Below are 18,121 nucleotides of genomic sequence, written 5' to 3'. Positions count from 1 at the left end.
ACCGGACAAGAATCTGCTGCTTCAGGGCAGGGAAGCAACGCCCTCAGGGGCGATCATCGAGCACCTCGCCTTCTTTCACCACGGGCATCAGGTCGGTGCGACTGACTCCGAGCCAAATCACCATGGCGCTGGCCACGTAAATGGTCGAATAGGTACCGGCTACCACGCCGATAATCAACGCCAGCGAAAAGCCGCTGATGGCCGGCCCACCAAGGAAATACAAGGCCAGCAGCACCAGCAGTGTGGTGCCCGAGGTCACGATGGTGCGCGACAGGGTCTGATTGATCGAGCGGTTGGTAATCTCGACAACTGTCCCCTTGCGCATTTTGCGAAAGTTCTCGCGGATGCGGTCAAAAATAACAATGGTGTCATTCAGCGAGTAACCGATCACCGCCAGCACAGCCGCCAGCACGGTGAGATCGAAAGGAATGGCAAAGACCGAGAAAATCCCGATGGTAAAAATCACGTCATGGATGATGGCCACCACGGCACCGGCGGCAAAGCGCCACTCAAAACGCAGCGCCACATAGACAAGAATGCCAATGAGCGAAAACAGCACCGCCAGACCACCCTGCTCGCGCAATTCCTCACCCACCTGGGGGCCGACGAACTCCACCCGACGCAGCTCCACCGCCCCCTCTGACTGGGCACTCAGCGTGCGAAACACCTGGTCACTGAACTCGGCGCTAGACTCTTCATCATCGCGCGGCGCGAGACGGATGAGCACATCGTGGCGCGAGCCGAAATACTGCACCACGGCATCGCTAAAGCCCTCATCGACCAATGCCTGGGTGACGGCCGCCAGCTCCGCCGGCTGTTCGTAGCCCACTTCGATCACGGTACCGCCCGTGAAATCAAGGCCAAAATTAAAGCCGCGCACCAGAATCGACAACAAAAACACCACCATCAGCACGCTGGATGCAATCACCGCAATCCGGTTCTTACCGACAAAATCGATATTGAGTTCTTTGATCAGTTGGGTGTGCGCCATGCTGTTCTCCGCCGTGCGCGTTCGAAATAAGTTTAGCTGTAACAAATACGTTTTTGGTTTTGGGCCGGGCAGCGGTCACGGGGGTCTCGGCGGCCCTTAGTCGGATCAGGGATGCCGCCGGGAAGTCCCCATGGAAGGGTTTACGACGTCCCCCGTGACCGCTGCCCGGTCCAAAACAAGCCGAAGGTTCATGTACGCTGGGAGTTAAATAGCCAGCGTCTTTACCCGCCGCCCGCCGTAGATCAGGTTGATCAGCGCGCGCGAGCCCAGAATGGCCGTAAACATGGAAGTAACAATGCCAATGAACAGCGTCACCGCAAAGCCTTTGATCGGCCCGGTACCAAAGCTAAAGAGCACCACGGCGGCAATCAGCGTTGTCACATTGGCATCGACAATGGTCGACAGGGCTTTATTATAGCCCGCATGAATGCTGGCCTGGGGGGAGCTGCCATTGCGAATCTCCTCCCGAATGCGCTCAAAAATAAGCACGTTCGCATCCACCGCCATACCCACGGTCAGCACGATGCCGGCAATGCCCGGCAAGGTCAGGGTCGCCTGCAAGAGCGAGAGCACGGCAACGATCATCACCAGATTGACTACCAGCACCAAATCGGCCACCAAGCCAAACAGGCGATAGTAGACTGCCATAAAGACCACCACCGCGAGCAGGCCAATGAGCACCGACAGGAAGCCTTGGTCGATGTTGTCCTGCCCCAGGCTCGGACCCACGGTACGCTCCTCAACGATCTCAATGGGCGCAGCCAGAGCGCCGGCGCGCAGCAGCAGGGCCAGATTGGCCGCCTCATCGCTGCTATCGAGACCAGTGGTCTGGAAGCGCCGGCCAAAGGGCTCCAGGATATTGGCTACGCTGATGACCTCCTCAGTGCGCTCGCGCGTCTTCACCGGCTCGCCATCGACCATGCGCGTGAGGGTGCGATTTTCGATAAAGACCACCGCCATCGGCTTGCCGACATTCTCGGTCGTCACATTGCGCATGCGCCGCGCGCCGGGTCCATCAAGGCTCACAAAGACCGCTGGCGAGCCCGACTGCTGGTCAAAGCCGGCCGAGGCATCAGTAATCTGATCGCCGGTCACAATCACCCGCCGCTTGAGCAAGATGGGCTGTCCGTTGCGTTCTTTATACAGAGCCGCACCCACCGGCACTCGCCCATCAATCGCATCTTGGACGCTATGCTCGGTATCAACCAAGCGATACTCAAGCGTCGCGGTGGCGCCGAGCAGATCCTTCAGCCGACCTGGATCCTGCGCGCCGGGCAATTGCACCACGATACGCCGCTCGCCCTGACGCTGGATAATCGGCTCAGCCACACCTAGCGCATTGACTCGATTACGCAGCGTGGTAATGTTCTGCTGCATGGCGAAGCGCTTGACTTCCTCGCGCTGGGCCGGCGGCAGGCTATTGGTCACATAGAAGTCCCCATCGCGTTCAGCCGTCTCGACTGTCAGATTTGGAAACTCACGGCGAATCCGCTGGGCCGCCGCATCGCGGGTCTCTGCATCCTTAAAGCGCACCTCCACTCGGTCGCCCTCGCGCAGCACCGTGAGATAACGAATTTTGGCCTTACGCAATTCGGTGCGGATGTCGCCGGTGTAGCGCTCCAGCGCCTGCGATACCGCCGCATCCATGTCAACATCGATCAGCACATGAATACCGCCGCGCAAATCAAGCCCAAGGAACATCGGCTGCAAGCCCATCGCATCGAGCCAACCCGGCAGATCAGGCGAGAGTGTTAGTGCGCTACGGTAACGGTCGGCCAGAGTGGTCTCCATCACCTCAAGCGCGCGCAACTGCTCGCCGGAAGTGCGAAAGCGCGCAAGCAGCCGGTCGCCGTCGAGCGGCTCGATGCCCTTTACCGGGACGTCGGCATTCTCGAACACTGCGCGAATCTCGGCGATGCTGCCATCATTGAGTTCGACACCACGCTCGGCGGTAATTTCGATCGAGGGGTCCTGAGAGAACAAATTGGGCAGCGCGAGCACCAGCCCGACCAGGACGACACCCAGAATCAGCAGATTTTTCCACAGCGGATAATGATTCATTGCAGAATTGTTGCAATTGGGGATAGTAGTAGAATGAGAAGGCGGCTGAGGGGCGATGCAGAGTCAGTCCGTCTCCGGACCGACCCCAACGACCCACTCGCCTTTCGTTCGTTCATGCACCAAATCAGCACGCCACCGCCAAACGCCAGCGCGCAGATGATGCTAGAGTTCCTTTAGTGAACCCTTGGGCAACACGGCCTCCACCGACGCGCGGCGGATTTTAATGGTCACCCCATCGGCGACCTCCAACTGGGCGAAATTGTCACCGATATCGACAATACGACCGGCCACTCCACCCATGGTAATCACCTCATCCCCCTTGCTCAGCCCATCCACCAGCGCCTTGTGCTCCTTTTGGCGCTTGATCTGCGGGCGAATCATTAAAAAGTAGAGAATAATGATCAGGCCGATAGGAAAGAGTAGACCAAGAAAGGAATCAGCCGGACCCGCCGCCCCTTCAGCCTGGGCCATGGCATCGGAAATGAAAAAGTTCATCTAGACCTCTCCCCGACTCTTGCGCCGGTTAGCAAAAAATCAGCCCGCGACTATACCACAGATGCAGGGACACCCAGCAGACCACAGAATTGGTCAAACCCCGCTTTCGAGCCCCAAGAGCGCCACGACGGTCAAGTTTTCGCGCTTTGCGGGCGTTAATGCTGGAAATACTGGACGAATTCGCACAGACTGATAGAAATCGCGCCGATCATGCGCCCCAACCCCGAGGGTCTCGCAGCCATGCCAAGCCCCCACCAACTTGCCGCGTCCAGCACTGATCGCGCGCTCGCCAGAACACTGAAGCTCTTGAGGACCCACGACCATGGCTGAGATTTTCATGCCCAAAGACGCCTTGCCCGAGACCCAGACCGACGCGCAAGCCGACGAAACCGGGCTCAGCGAAGACGCCGCGCGGGTCGCGAAGGAGCGCCACATCCCGACCGAACTGGCAGAAATGATCAGCCAGGCCGACCGCCTGCACGAAGCAGGCCAGATCGATGAGGCCGAGACCCTCTACCGCGAGGTGCTAAACCAAGACCCCTACGAGCCCATCACGCTCAACCAACTCGGGGTGCTGAAAATCAACGACGGCGACCCGGAAGGAGCGCTGACATTCATCCGCCGCGCCCTGGCCTCTGAACCCGATGCATCGGAATATCATTACAACCTCGGCGTCGCACTGACCCAACTCGAGCGCATCGAAGAAGCCGCTAGCGCCTTTGACCGCAGTTTGGAACTCGACCCCTCCAATGCCGCCGCCTGCAACAATCTCGGCGCCATGCTCATGATGCAGGAGCAAACCGAAGCCGCCACCGCAGCCTTTCTGACCGCGATCAAGCTCGACCCACAATACGCCGGCGCTTACAACAATCTCGGCCGCCTACTGGCCCAGACCGGCAAACACCAGGATGCCGAAACCATCCTTGAGCATGCCATTCGCTTGAGCCCCACCGACCCTGAGGCATGGAAGGTGCTGGCCGAGGCCCAGGCCGCCAACGGCAAGGAGGAAGAAGCCCAGCGCAGCCGCTCGGTGGCGCAGTCCTTGCTCTCCTCCCCCTCCGAGCGTCAGCACTGAGCCGGCTGGGCGCCTGAATCACTGGGGCTGAATCACCGGGGACTCGTCGTCCGGGATGGCTGGCACCATCAGCCTCACCGGATCCCTAGCAGCTTGTGCAACTGTAGGCTCAGCCGCCAGCGCGGGTGGGCCTTGCAGTAACTCAGCGCTGCGTCGATATTGGCCGCGCGTTCGGGTCCATCGCAGGGTTGGAGAAAAAACTCGCGGAACTCGAGCTGCTCGAGAGCCTCAACTGCCTCGGGCGTCAGTCCAGGTTGCGGAAACACCAGCTTTAGTTCATCGCCTCGGGTTGCCACCAGAGTTGCCCCGGCTTTCGGGCTGACACACAGCCAGTCGATTCCCACTGGCGGCTCGATGGTTCCATTGGTCTCAACCGCGATTTCACCACCACGGGCATGCAGGACATCGATCAGCGGCTGATCGAGCTGCAACAGCGGCTCCCCGCCGGTGCAGACAATGTAGGGCCGTTCAGCCCCGCTCGTCTGCGAGTGCCAAAGGTCGCCCAGATGATCGGCCAGCGCGGCGGCCGAGGCAAACACACCGCCCCCGCTGCCATGGGTGCCACGAAACTCGGTATCGCAGAAGCGACAGATGGCTGCCGCACGATCCTGCTCGCGCCCGGACCAAAGATTACAGCCGGCAAAGCGACAGAAAAGCGCCGAGCGCCCGCTGCGCGCGCCTTCACCTTGCAGGCTATGGAAAATCTCGTGGACCTGATAGGCCACAGATCACACCCCTTGCCGCGCTAATTGGGCACCGCCGTGACTCATAACGCCGGCAACGTCAGACCATGATCAGCACCAGCCAAACTCAGCGATGCCCCGCACCCCGGGGTTGGGTTTAGCGCAATCCCATCGATCTGCGGCAAGACATCGGCAACCTGCCCGGCAATCCAGTGCAGCAGCTCCGCCACCCCTGGGCGTTGCAGCCCAGGCAGTGTGCTCAAATCAAAGTGATCGAGCCGCGCATACACCGGTTTAAAGAGCACTTTCACATCGCCGAAATCCACCGTCCAGCCCAGCACCTCGTCCAGAGGCGCACCGAGCATCAAACGCAGCGCATAACTGTGACCATGCAGACCATGCCAGGGATCAGCCTCAGGCAGCTCGCCAAAGCGCAGCGCGCTCTCAAAGAACAGATCCTTCCAGATGCGAAACCGCTGTCCGTCGTAACAGCAACCCGCCGTGCGCGTCTCGCGCACCATCACCTGACGCAGCCCGGGCAGCTCCGGCTCAAGGCGCTGCCACAGCCATAAGCAAAGCAGCTCGCTGGTCGGATTCTCAAGCCCCGACAGGAGGTTCAGGCAGCTATGATGCAATTGGCGCGCAAGCGGTGCCCAAGCGGCATCCAACTTGTCATAGCCGGACAAGCCTGTTGGATCGTCCGGAGCAAGATCAGCATGCAGCGTTACCTCGAAACCATGCCCGTGCATGCGCCCGCAGGGATGCCCCTCGGGCACACTGGGTAATCGATGCGCGGCCTCGAAGCGATAACGCCGCCAGCCGCGCGTTGGCGCCTCAGCGACTGTAGTCACGCCCTGCCAGGCGGTGCTGTTCAATCCCAGAGCGGCGAGCCGGCCCGGATGCAGGGACTCGACCAGGCGCTCGCCCAACCAGGTGGCGATGCCCAGATCGCCGGGCTCCGCGATGAAAGCGTTCAGATCCTGATAATCCAGCGCCGCACTCGCCTGCCGTAGCACATCGCCGAGCGCGCGCGTTTCGGTTCCAGCCCCAAGATCACCGCGCTCGCGCAGATCCGCATGGATCTTGACGCCAAAACCATGTCCATGCACAGCCCTCGCGCGATGCCCCGCCGGCAGGTTGGCAAGCCGACGCGCGGCGTGGAAGGTCTCGGCGGCGGTGAAAAGCAATGCATCCATGGTGGCAGACCCGGCAGACAATCAGTACCCGCAACAAAACGGCAGGCGTCGCGCGCAGGATCGCACAGCTTAGCCGGTTTCGCCTTGCGACCGCGCAAAGGGTCGGCTGGTGGTTAGAGAATGAATTCGCCTCTATACCAATCGCAAACTGGACGAATCAATTCCCATCGACTGGATCGTCCACTCCCGCCTCGGCAAATCCCTTGGCCCTGAGCAGGCAGGCATCGCAGCCGCCGCAGGACTTGCCTTCTGGGCTTGGGTCGTAACAACTTAGGGTGAGCCCGTAGTCCACGCCAAGCGCCAAACCGCAACGGATGATCTGGGCCTTGGTCATTTCGATCAGCGGGGTATGCAGCCGCAGGCGCTCGCGTCCCTCGACCCCGGCGCGCGTGGCCAGGTTGGCCATGCGCTCAAACGCGACTATGTACTCGGGCCGGCAGTCGGGGTAGCCCGAATAGTCCAGCGCATTGACACCAATGAAAATGTCGGTCGCGCCCAGCACCTCGGCCCAGGCCAGCGCCAGGGACAGAAACACGGTATTGCGCGCCGGCACATAGGTGGTTGGAATGCCTAAGCCAATCTCGCCGACATCGCGATGCTTGGGCACGTCCATCTTCGCCGTGAGCGCCGAGCCGCCAAAACCGGCCAGGTCGACCGCCACAACGCGGTGCTCTGCCGCCCCAAGCGCCTCGGCCACCCGGGCAGCCGCCTGGAGTTCAATCAAATGCCGTTGCCCGTAGCGAAAGGACAGCGCGTGGGGGGCAAACCCCTGATCCTTTGCAATGGCCAGCACCGTGGCCGAGTCCAGCCCGCCGCTTAACAGCACCACGGCAGGACGGGAAGTATCAGTCATCATCAGCCTCTTTTGATTATCGAGCACTCTCGCCTTCGCGCTGCGCAACCACGCCAATCCAAGCGCACAATCGGGTTCAAATATCCAGGCTCAGGGACTCATCGGCCCCAGCCTGATTGCCGCCATGATGATCCGGCTTAGTCGGCGCACGCGTCTTACCCCGCGACATCATCGGTGGCAGCGCGCGCCACAACAGCGGCTGGGAGAACGCCTGCCAGCCCCAGCGCAGCCAGGCGAGCAGTCGCAACGCGAGCCACAGCGCCCAGGCCAGCATCAGCAGCCGGTAGGCCAGCATGGGTACCGAGACGACCAGCACCTCGCCCAGCTCTGGCCCGCTGCGGTCCAGGTACCAACGCAGCAGCCCGGCGCTGGAGCCATTGCCAGCAATCTGCATGCGCGGTGGTCCGAGCAGCCCTTGCTGGATGGCGGCCAGCAAGCCTAGCAAGGCCAGCAGCGTCCAGCCCACCAGGACGATCTGCGCGAGATCGAAGCGCCAGGCTGACATGATCTCAAGGCGCTGAGATTCCAGTCGCCGCCGCCAGCCGAGCGCGAGCAGCCAGCCGGCCACCAGCAGACTAACCCAGATGTCCGCTTGACTGAGCCCGATGCCAAGCAGCAGCCAGTCGTGCCAACCCAGAGGTGTCAACCGCCAGCGTGCCAGCCCCCAGGCGAGCAACGCCAGCACCAAGAGCACACTCCAGAAAAGCACCGCCGGGCCGACACCGGCGCCCTGGGTCCAGAGTACCCAACGGTCGGCACCCAGCGAGACCTCGGTGATGGCATTGACACTGCCAACGCCCAGATCCACAGGCTCAGGACGATAGCCCAGCCCGAGCCCGGCGGGCTGGTGCCACCGAAGCTCTACCTGCTGCACGCCGGGCACCAGCGGCAGGTCGACTTTTTGATCTTTGAGGACCAGCCCGCGCGCCTGCCCGTCAATGCGCACTTCGAGCCGCTCGGCGCCCGCTGGCAGAACAATTGGGTGCTGCCCGCCCTGGCTACTGCGAACTTTCAGAGTCAAACGTGCCTCGCTCGCGCGCCGTCCTGGTTCGAGCGCATAGCGCGTTTGATCCAACGTCAGGGTCGGACCGGGCACCGCCTGCGGTCGCGTCAGATTCAGCTCCAGTGTCTCTCCCGGCCAGGGCCGCCACTGCCGGGCAGGCGCTGCCGCGTCCGCCGCCGTGCCGCCAAGATCGCAACCGCCGACTGAGGCGATGCCAGCAGTCTCCAGATGCCAGAAGGGGCTAACACCCAGACACCAGGTCTCCACCAGCCGTGGGTCGTCGCTGGCCTGAAATGCCAAGTGCTCCGATGGCGCCAGTCGGGACGACCATTCAAGCTGGCGCTGACCGGGCGCCAAAGACAGCAGCAGCCGGTCGTCCACTACTTGCGCCTCGGCGCTGGTCACGGCCTCCCCCGGCAACAAGGGCAGCCACAGGCTGACCGAGGTCTCCGCAGGCGACAATCGTTGCACGCGCGAGCGCAAGTCCCAGGTGAGCCCAAGATGCAGGCTGCGTTCCAGGCGCAGCAGCGGGGTCAGCGCTGGTGCGCTGGCCGCCGATGCCGATAGAGCATCGGCGGCCAAGCCAGAGTTCGCCCCAGAACTTGTATCAGAGTCGGCCCCGGCATCCCCACCGGCATCCCCACCAGGGTCCGAGTCCGCCAAAGACACCAGCCGCAGTTGCGAGCCAACCTGACCATTGGCGCGCCGGCCCTCGAGTCGCCAGGCCGAGTCAAGCTCGGTGGTCACCAGGCGCGGGGCCAGCGGCAAGGGCAGCTCGATGCGCCCGGTGGCTGGCAGCGGCCCTGAGAGTTCCACTTGATGATCGCCCTCGGGCACAGGGACCAGCAGATGGCCATCTTTGGTGCGACGTGCCTGCGGCAGCTCGACCCCATCGAGCAACAGCTGTTGCGGCGACCAGGTGGACTCACCACCCGGCAGAGGCAGCGCGCCGGCGGCGCCAGCCGCGACATCCAGGCGCAAGCGCAGTTGGCCGTCGCTGAGCTGCACATGCAGGCGCGTCAGGGTGATGCACTCCGGCCAGCACTCGGGCGCGGAGAGCAGATGCTCGCGCAGTGCATCCAGCAAGCTTTCTGGCGGAAAGATGGCGGCAGCTTGCGCCGCCTCCGCCGGCGGCACGGGTGCCACAGGCGCGGGGGCAGCTTGCACCTGGGGTTGCGGGGGCGATGCGACGTGCGCGGGATCTGGCGTCCTGGACGCCTGCGCCATTGGCGGCACCAGCCAGGCGCCGACGCCGAGCATGACAGCCAAGCCCAAAATGCTCAACGCGGAACTGCGCTGGCGCGCGGTTTGTCCCGGCGCGGACTGGCCAGCATGCAGCCCTTGGCGCAAGGTCCGTCCGGCATCCACCACCGCCGGCCAGCCGCCAGCCAGGCGCAGCGCCAACAAAGGAACCAACAACAACTGCACACAGGCCAGCAGCAGGCCGGCCAGCGGCGGGCGCAGCCACAGAGAGATTTGATGATCGGACTCCACCGGGCCGTTCCATTCCAGTCGGAAAGCGTTCCAGGTCCAATCCGGCACGCCCGCTCCGGTTTGCAAGACCGCCCCTGGTGGTGGCGCATTCCATGCCGGCGCGACTGATTTGGCCATTGAGGCCGAGCCGGCAGAGCGGCTCAGGTAATCCCCCTCAGCAGGCGCGGAGCGTGCCAATTCAGCGGGCGCTGGCGCTGATTGCAATGCCCTTTCTGCCAATATTTGATTCGCCACGCCCGCGCCCATCCGGCTTCCCTCGTCGATGCTGAGTTGCGGATAAAGCCCGTCACGCATTTGCTGCAACAAAAAAGGAAGCGCAATCAGCACCAGCACCAGCAGGGTGGCGCGGAAATACCATTGCACCAGACCGCGTGCTCGCCGCAGTGCCTGCTGTCCCGCCTCCGCCGGCAACACCCGCAGCAGCGCGGCGGCGGCGAGCAGATTCAGCCAGACAGCGCGCGGCGCATCCGCTTCTTGCCAGATCAGCGTGAGAGTGACCAGCGCCAGCAGACCCCAGCGCCAGCCCCACAGGCGCCCGCAAGCCAGAGCCGCAATCAACACCAAAAAAAGATCTAACAGCGACCAGCGCGCCATCCAGGTCTGGGGCAGATTATCCACGCCGCTGGCCGCAAGCAGATCCCAACCCGGCGGCAGGTAAAGGCTGGTTTCAATCCCTTCAAAAGGCACTGTCCAGCCGGATGCGGGCAGCTGACCGCGCAAATCCTCCAGCCGACCGTCGGCTTCCAGAGACAGGCGCTCGCCGCGTACTTCGACGCCAGTGGGCGCTTGGCTGATTGCTGCGGGGACTGCTTTGGTGGGCATTTCAGTGTCCGTTTCGGGGGAGGCATCGGCGGCTCCTTCAGCGCTCCCAGGCTCCGCAACCTCCTCCCTCCCCGGGAGCCGCGTGATCAGGCGCGGCATGCCATCCACGCGCACCTGTCCCAGACGCAGCGGCGCCCGGGCATCCAGACGGCTCAGCCCGGCCAGTTCGCCCTCAATACTGTCGCGCACACTGTAACCGCGACCGCTGAAATCCAGCCACAGATCACGGTTCAGGCGCAGCCGCTCACGGCCAGCACGCGCCGCCGGCAAGGGTTGCAGGACCAGAGCATCTCCTGCCTCCAGACCATAAGCTGGCAGGCTCTGCCAGTCGGCGGGCAGGCGGGTCTGGCGCGCGTCCACCGCCGGAACCCCGCTAACCTCGACCTGACGCAGCGCCGGATCGGCACGAAAAGCCCAGACCTCACGCGTCGGCCAGGGCACCTCGGCATCGGCCAGCTCAAAACGCGTTGGTTGGCCCGGATAGCGTGCCTCGACCTGCACCACCCAGCGTCCCGGTCGCAGCTGTAATTGCAGCCGTCCCTGTTGATCAAGATGCGCCGGCAGCGGGCTGTCGATCCGCAAAGCCAGCGCGCCCGGCAGCACCGCGCCGTCCAATCGAAGCTCGCGCGGTTGGCCCGACACTTCCAAATCCAGCCGGGTGGTGAGGCGCACCGGCACCCCATCGGCCAACAGGCGAGTAACATCCAGCGCCAGGGTATCGGCGCGCGTGGCGTTGCCGTCCTCCGACCCAGGCGCCACATCGGTTGCGGCATTAGGCGCCGCACCCAGCCACAACCGCCCGGCGGCATCAATGCGCGGTGCGAATGTGTCTACAGCACCCGAGCGCAACCGCACCTGGGCGCGAACCTCCGGCAATTGCAGCCCATCGGGCAGTCGCGACCAGACGAAAGTGCCGCTGATTGCATAATCCCCGGCCGGCAAAAACACCGCCGGTCGCCCCTCGCGCGCCAACACCGGTTGCGCTTCACCATTTACCCGCACTTGCTGCGGCCAGGCTTGCTCATCGCCCGGCAGCGGCACCCAGCCGGGAGCATACAGCCGCCAATCCTGGGTGAAACGCCCAGCATCGGCGTCCGCCTCCAGCTGCAAAATACCAGGCCAGCGGCAGAGGCGCCCCTGACTCCCAACTGCCGATTTGGTAACGGATGCCGGCGCTAGCGGGCAGTCCCGCCAGTCGGCATCGCGCAGCACCCAGGGCGCCCAGGGCGTCAGTGCTGGAGGGATGGCAGCCGTTTCCACCTGCGTGCTGGCAGGCGCAATCGGGCTGAACCAGAGTAACAACCAAAGCAGAATCAACCCGCAGAAAAACCTCAATCTCTGAACCTGGATCAGTCGAGTCGATGCAATTTCGCTCATATCGGCGGCTCTTCAGTGGGGCTGTTGAGAATCACGCAGTCATAGAGAAAGCCCCAGAGTTTATCGCACTATTGAAAGGGCTCAGATCAAAGGGCTTAGGGCCGGTATGCTATCCTAAATTTCCATTTATAGAAGCTGTCACTGCCATGCGCATGCTCGGCATCACTATCGCATACCAGAAGGCTCGCAATGAACGCATCACTGGCAGAATTCAACCTCTCCCCCGACCTGCTGCACCTTAACCATGCCGCTGTCGGCCCCTGGCCCAAGCGCACCAGTGATGCCGTGCGCCGCTTCGCCGAGGAAAATACCACCCTGGGCTCTAACCGCTATCCGCACTGGCAGGCCACCGAACAGCGCCTGCGCGAGCGCCTGGCGCGGCTGATCGGCGCAGCTTCAGCCGATGACATCGCCCTGGCCAAGAGCACCTCCGAGGCCCTGTCGGTGATCGCCCATGGACTGGACTGGCAACCGGGCGACAATATTGTCGGCATCGCTGAGGAATTCCCATCAAACCGCATCGTGTGGCAGTCGCTGGCCAACCAGGACGTGGAGTGGCGCCCACTAAAGCTCTCCGAATCCCAGACACCCGAGGATGATCTGCTCGCACTCTGTAACCCACGCACCCGGCTGCTGGCAGTGAGTTGGGTGCAATATGCCCGTGGCCGACGGCTCAACCTGGAACGCCTCGGCAATGCCTGCCGCGAACGCGGCATCCTGCTCTGCATCGACGCCATTCAGGGTCTGGGCGCCCTCCCCTTCAACCTCAGCCGCATGCCGGCCGATTTTGTCGTTGCCGATGCACATAAATGGATGCTCGGCCCCGAGGGCATCGCGCTCTTTTACTGCCGCCCGGAGCTGCGCCCGAAGCTCAAGCTGCATCAATTCGGCTGGCACATGGTCGAGCAGATGGGTGACTTCGACCGCACCGACTGGCAAGCGGCCAGCAGCGCACGCCGCTTTGAATGCGGGAGCCCCAACATGCTCGGCATCCATGCCTTCGAGGCCAGCCTGTCGCTGCTCGAAGAAACCGGCCTGGACCAGATCGAACAGGCCATCAAAGAGCGCATCGACCACCTGATCGAGCTGATCGACGCCCAAGGCTTTGAGCTGCTCTCCCCGCGCGCACCCGAACAACGCGCCGGCATCCTGACCTTCCAAATTCCCGGAATCGAGGATCACCAAGCCCTATGGCGCGCGCTGATGAGCCAAAACCTGCTCTGCGCCGCACGCGGAGGCGGCATCCGCTTCTCACCGCATTTCCACACGCCCATGGAGGATCTGGAGCAGGCGGTGGCACTGGCTGCGGAGCAAAGTCGCACCATCTAAATCATGGAAAGCCTCTTCTAGCACCTCCAAAAGCCATGCCCTCGATTACCGATCTTTGGCGGCAAGGCGAAAACTCTGCCGTCGAATTCAAATCCGCCTCCGTCCGACCCGAGAGCCTGGCACACGAGATGGTGGCATTCGCCAACACCGATGGCGGCAGCATTCTGCTCGGCGTCGAGGATGACGGTCGTGTCAGCGGCATTGGTACAGAGCTCGATTACGAACAATGGGCGGCGAACATCGCGCGCAATAATGTGGTGCCGGCGCTGGATGCAAGGCTCTCGATCGAGCGTCTAGAAAATCAGCGCGTCCTCCTGATCGATATTCCCAAGGGCCGAGACAAGCCCTATCAGACCAATACCAATCAATTTCTGGTCCGGGTAGGCTCGACCAATCGGGTAGCAACCCAACAAGAGCTCATGCGACTGTTTCAGCAGGCAGGCGTTTTCCACTTCGATCTGACGCCGGTGGAACGGGCATCGATCCAGTCCCTGGATTTGAGCAAAATCGACGCCTACTTCCAGCGCTACGATGTTGATTTTGAGCAGGATGAGAACCGCGACGGCTTACTCATCAATACCGACATCCTGACCGAAGAACGCTTGCCAACGCTGGCGGGGCTGTTGGTCTTTGGCATCAATCCGCAACGGTATCTGTCGGATGCCTGCATCTCCTTTGCCCATTTCGCGGGGGCACAAATCGACGAGGAACTGATCGACAAGCAAGTCATCGGTGGCACCCTGGATCGGCAGGTCGAAGGCACGCTCGCGGTGATCAAAAACAACCTGCGCGAAGGATCAATTATTGAGGGCGCGAAGACCCGACCGACCGATTATTACTATCCCGACAAGGTGTTTCGGGAACTGCTGGTCAATGCCTGCGTGCACCGCAACTATGCCATCCACGGCTCGCGCATCCGGGTGTTTCTGTTTTCTGACCGCATCGAGGTCATCAGCCCCGGCCGACTCCCCAATACCGTCACCATCGAGAAGCTTCGCTGCGGGGTCTCTTACGCGGTCAACCCTGTGCTGGTTAAGTTCATGGAAAACCTGCGCTTCATCGACAAGCTTGGACGCGGACTGCCCATGGTCTATCGCGAGGCAGTGACTCATGATCGCCAAGTGATTTTTGAAGAAGTAGGCGAGGAATTTCGCGTCATCTTGGGGCTTCATGATCAGGCTTGACCCGCCAGATTTGGGAACCAAACCTGGCGATCCGTCGGCAAGCTTCTGCCGAGCGAGCGCGGTTGAGGCTTGCCCGAAGCGATCCGGGTCGTTCGTTGGACGAAAATTCGACCCTTAAAATTCGAGCCTGGAACGTTTTCTGTTTAGGACGCTGGTCCGTACCCGAGTGCCTGAGATGCTGGCGGAGAACGCCTGTCCAGCGGATGACGAGATCCCGATCCGGCTGCTAACCACAAGCCGTCTGGCTGATTTGCGCCAGGTCGCGTACTGGGAGCGAACTTTGCGACAGAGTTGGAGCGCATGCTGCGCGCGGCAGGTTGCACTCCTGTGCGCCAAGGCAAAGGGGATCACACGATTTGGCAGAGCCTAATCAACGTCCGGAGCTGACCGACTGCCTGTCTCGACAGGGTCTCAACAGCTCGGCGTAACCTGCTGCCCTGCATGGAATATGCTGTCGGATTCTGCCATTTATGGGAATTAAAGCGAACCTGGAACCATTAATCCATAATTCATTCTGTCAGTGATCCCTGCGCTGCTCGGCCAGCCAGGCTTCAATGGTAGCGGGATCAAGCCCCCGCAGGCGCTGCTCGGGATTGTAGCGCTTGAGCACATCCTCAGGATCAAAGCGCTTTAACACGGACTCGGGATCACTGCGGATGGCTTCTTCAAGCACCATCTCATGGGTTTCTCGCAGAAATTGTTCCATGGAGTAGGCCATTTCAGGTACCTCGCATCGGTAAAGTCGGTAGAGATGTTCAAGCAGTTCCCAGTGGCCGTTGCGGCTCGGGTTTGGGTGACGCGCGCGGTAGTGCGCCCATCCCTGGCGCATCCGATCCTGCTCGCTGGCGAACAGTTCCCAAGCGGCGTTGCGCGGATGCTGGGCAATGCGGTTGAGCACGATGACCCGCACCCGATGGGCACCCCAGAGGAGATCGTAAACGCCGGGCCAGGCGGTGGATTGCAGCGGGTGATGACGCGCGAATGGGTGGGGGTAGCCTGTGACCACGGCGTAGAGGCCAAAGGCGCTGACCGGGTGACGCTTGCCGTTGACATCGACCTTCAGCTTGCGATAGTTGACATAGTGCCCGATCAGCTCGTCCAGCACCCAGGCGGTGAGCGCTTCGTGATGGGATTTGTAGGTCAGTAGATTGTGCGCCCGCAAGTTCTCCAGTCCATCGGGGAGCTCGGGCGCTGGTCGGTCCGGGATGCTCGGTTCGGCGGCTTCGATAATGGCGACATCAAGCAGTTGGCTTTTCAACGCCATTTCCAGTTCAAGTTCAACCACCCAGGGCGCATCGGCAAAGACATCCACCAGTGCAATGCCGAACGCGCGGTGCCATTGGCGCCGGGAGTCTTTCTTTGAAGGGTCGGTGGGCTTGAGGCGAGTTTAGCCGATTGAAAGCGAGCCGGCACGGCAGTGGGTACCGACACCGCGCCGAGCATCGCACGAAAAAGCCAGCTCTGGTCAAACCCTACGGGGCTAGAAGGCAAAGCCTGTGTTCAGGCAGGGAGCAAATGAGGGTGGGTCGCTTTCGTTTGGATGAGTCGGAAATAATGCGAACATGGAACCTTTTGATTTCCTTGAGCAGGCAGTTAAACTCGCCGCTGAGCAAAGCCGAACGATCGCCACCAAGAGCAGGCCCTGATAACCAATCCGAACGCCATACTGTTGAGTTCGATCCGATTTCGACCAAGCCTGCGAAGGCCTACCCCAGCACCAGCCGATCTTGGAACACTCATGCACCTACCGCTCATGGTCTCGGCCACCCCGGAGAACTACCTGCCGCCCATTAGTCGGCCGTCACCACAACCTCTAGCTAGCCGCAAACCGCAACACAGAAAAAGCACTACCGGTGAAGATGTGGTTGTACTATGCTTGAGTGACTTTCAACACCAAAGCGACAACCGCTGCTAATGCCAGCCCACAATCTCTAGAATGAAGATCGCGCCATGAATCATCAACCACCACCCAACGAGCAACCGCCCCATACCGCGCAGCTATCGAAATTGCGCCGACCGCAACCAGCACGAAAGGTGGTCGCATACATTCGTGAGCTGCTCTAGCCTAAACCGATTTTCGCTTTCGCTCAAACGGCTGAGGATTGTCGTTAGGCGGCAGCAACGCCTCAGTTGCCTACCCGACCATATTATAAGCCAGAAGGTAAGGTGCAAAACATGAATTGGTACATTGACGTCTTTAAAAAGTACAATGTGTTTGATGGGAGATCAGGAAGAAAAGAATATTGGTATTTCTTCTTATTCAACATCATCATCGGTCTTTTCCTCGCTGTCATTGATCGTGCAACCGGAACCTTTAGTCCTGACGCAAGAATTGGCCTGTTAGGTGCCATTTTTATGTTGGCCGTTTTAATTTCAGGTATAGCGGTATCTGTGCGTCGCCTGCATGATATCGACAGAAGTGGCTGGTGGTTACTTATCGGTCTCATACCCTTCATTGGTGCTATTGTACTGCTTTTGTTTATGGTTCAAGACAGCAAGCCCGGACAGAACAAATACGGTGTAAATCCAAAAAGCGCAGCCTCATAACGGCCCTTGGTAAACCGAGCCATGATATTGCCCCAGGAACCACTGTATCGAGATATTCTGAAATTTGCGATCAGATCGCAAGACACATTCGACCGGATATTGGCTTAGTGAACGCGTAATAAACTGTTGGCCACAAGGGATGACAATCACATCTGCAACGATCAAGCTGTTCCTTCCAAAAGGGGATGCAAAGAGTCTTCGCACAGCGGAAATCTCGAACTGGTCGGGAAAGGCCGTTGCCGCACCTCGTACGGAGTTCGAGGAACTGGTTGCTAGAGAGGAATTGGAAAAATCCGGGGTTTATGTTCTCACTGGCGTTTCGCCGGACACTGGGCGATCACGCGCGTATATCGGGGAAGCAGAGATCATTCGGGATAGGTTAAAACACCACAAGACGAAGGATTTTTGGGTGTCCGCAATCGTATTCGTAAGTAAAGACGAAAACCTCACAAAGGCGCATATACGATACTTGGAGGGACGTCTAATTGAGGAGGCACAGGGTGTTGGCCGATACGAGCTTGAAAACTCGCAATCCAGTGGATCACGGCTCCCAGAATCAGATCGAGAGGACATGAATGTCTTTCTATATCGGATAAAACAGCTGTTGCCAGTCTGCTGCCACATCCGGCACTGTTGTGATTGACCCGGCCCCGCTTGTCTGCCGCATAAAAGGCGCCCGCGCTTTAGGGCGGCCAACCCCGGATGGATTTGTAGTATTTAAAGACTCAACAGCCGTCCTTCACGAGCGTCCAGCAACACCAAAAAGACAACCATACGTAGTTGCTTTACGAAAGCGGCTCGTCGATGAAGGAATTCTTGTGGAACAAGATGGGTATTTGCAATTTTTACATGATGCCGAGTTTTCTAGTCCGAGCGCTGCGGCCTCCGTCATTCATGGCGGAGGAGCAAATGGACTCACGGAGTGGCGTACCGAGCTCGTATCTGATAACGGCGCCAATGGCTAAAAAGCGCACAAGCTTCGACAACTTAGAGCAGCCTTCGCTCTCGCTT

The 18,121-nt window shown here is 60.8% G+C and carries 13 protein-coding genes; 5 read left to right on the top strand and 8 right to left on the bottom strand.

Going from position 1 to position 18,121, the window contains the following annotated elements:
- Positions 1 to 43 precede the first annotated feature (43 nt).
- From secF to yajC, 3 genes are all read right to left on the bottom strand, one after another.
- Complete coding sequence (secF, locus tag Thiofri_RS05105) at positions 44 to 991, bottom strand: protein translocase subunit SecF (RefSeq protein ID WP_009150638.1); 948 nt, start codon at positions 989 to 991, stop codon at positions 44 to 46.
- Between the two features lie 204 nt (positions 992 to 1,195).
- Complete coding sequence (gene secD / locus Thiofri_RS05100) at positions 1,196 to 3,052, bottom strand: protein translocase subunit SecD (protein ID WP_009150637.1); 1,857 nt, start codon at positions 3,050 to 3,052, stop codon at positions 1,196 to 1,198.
- Between the two features lie 162 nt (positions 3,053 to 3,214).
- Positions 3,215 to 3,547, bottom strand: coding sequence for a preprotein translocase subunit YajC (yajC, locus tag Thiofri_RS05095; protein ID WP_009150636.1), 333 nt, complete (start codon positions 3,545 to 3,547; stop codon positions 3,215 to 3,217).
- A 322-nt stretch (positions 3,548 to 3,869) separates the two neighbouring features.
- Between yajC and Thiofri_RS05090 the strand changes: the two genes are divergently transcribed.
- Complete coding sequence (locus tag Thiofri_RS05090) at positions 3,870 to 4,622, top strand: tetratricopeptide repeat protein (RefSeq protein ID WP_009150635.1); 753 nt, start codon at positions 3,870 to 3,872, stop codon at positions 4,620 to 4,622.
- Between the two features lie 74 nt (positions 4,623 to 4,696).
- Here Thiofri_RS05090 and queE read toward each other — a convergent pair whose 3' ends face one another.
- From queE to Thiofri_RS05070, 4 genes are all read right to left on the bottom strand, one after another.
- A complete protein-coding gene (gene queE / locus Thiofri_RS05085; RefSeq protein WP_009150634.1) occupies positions 4,697 to 5,347 on the bottom strand; it encodes a 7-carboxy-7-deazaguanine synthase in 651 nt (216 codons plus the stop codon).
- A gap of 41 nt (positions 5,348 to 5,388) precedes the next feature.
- A complete protein-coding gene (locus tag Thiofri_RS05080; protein ID WP_009150633.1) occupies positions 5,389 to 6,501 on the bottom strand; it encodes a 6-carboxytetrahydropterin synthase in 1,113 nt (370 codons plus the stop codon).
- Positions 6,502 to 6,658: 157 nt separating this feature from the next.
- Positions 6,659 to 7,354: a 7-cyano-7-deazaguanine synthase QueC gene (gene queC / locus Thiofri_RS05075; RefSeq protein WP_009150632.1), complete on the bottom strand. Its 696-nt coding sequence runs from the start codon at positions 7,352 to 7,354 to the stop codon at positions 6,659 to 6,661.
- Between the two features lie 76 nt (positions 7,355 to 7,430).
- Positions 7,431 to 12,050 carry a hypothetical protein gene (locus Thiofri_RS05070; protein ID WP_009150631.1) on the bottom strand — a complete coding sequence of 1,540 codons (4,620 nt, stop codon included), beginning with the start codon at positions 12,048 to 12,050 and terminating at the stop codon, positions 7,431 to 7,433.
- A gap of 189 nt (positions 12,051 to 12,239) precedes the next feature.
- On the opposite strand from Thiofri_RS05070, the gene Thiofri_RS05065 reads away from it, so the two are divergent.
- Positions 12,240 to 13,379, top strand: coding sequence for an aminotransferase class V-fold PLP-dependent enzyme (locus tag Thiofri_RS05065; protein WP_009150630.1), 1,140 nt, complete (start codon positions 12,240 to 12,242; stop codon positions 13,377 to 13,379).
- A 35-nt stretch (positions 13,380 to 13,414) separates the two neighbouring features.
- A complete protein-coding gene (locus Thiofri_RS05060) occupies positions 13,415 to 14,563 on the top strand; it encodes an RNA-binding domain-containing protein (protein ID WP_009150629.1) in 1,149 nt (382 codons plus the stop codon).
- A 517-nt stretch (positions 14,564 to 15,080) separates the two neighbouring features.
- Here the strand turns inward: Thiofri_RS05060 and Thiofri_RS05055 are convergent.
- Positions 15,081 to 15,875, bottom strand: coding sequence for a hypothetical protein (locus Thiofri_RS05055; RefSeq protein ID WP_009150628.1), 795 nt, complete (start codon positions 15,873 to 15,875; stop codon positions 15,081 to 15,083).
- Between the two features lie 863 nt (positions 15,876 to 16,738).
- On the opposite strand from Thiofri_RS05055, the gene Thiofri_RS05050 reads away from it, so the two are divergent.
- Positions 16,739 to 17,110 carry a DUF805 domain-containing protein gene (locus tag Thiofri_RS05050; protein WP_009150627.1) on the top strand — a complete coding sequence of 124 codons (372 nt, stop codon included), beginning with the start codon at positions 16,739 to 16,741 and terminating at the stop codon, positions 17,108 to 17,110.
- A gap of 635 nt (positions 17,111 to 17,745) precedes the next feature.
- Positions 17,746 to 18,075 (top strand): DUF4357 domain-containing protein, encoded by a 330-nt coding sequence (locus tag Thiofri_RS05045; protein WP_223296813.1) that lies wholly within the window; start codon positions 17,746 to 17,748, stop codon positions 18,073 to 18,075.
- Positions 18,076 to 18,121: the final 46 nt, after the last annotated feature.

The organism is Thiorhodovibrio frisius, from assembly GCF_033954835.1.
Taxonomy (GTDB): domain Bacteria; phylum Pseudomonadota; class Gammaproteobacteria; order Chromatiales; family Chromatiaceae; genus Thiorhodovibrio; species Thiorhodovibrio frisius.
The sequence above is the reverse complement of the archived record's forward strand: the minus strand, read 5'-3'. Positions and strand labels throughout refer to the sequence as shown.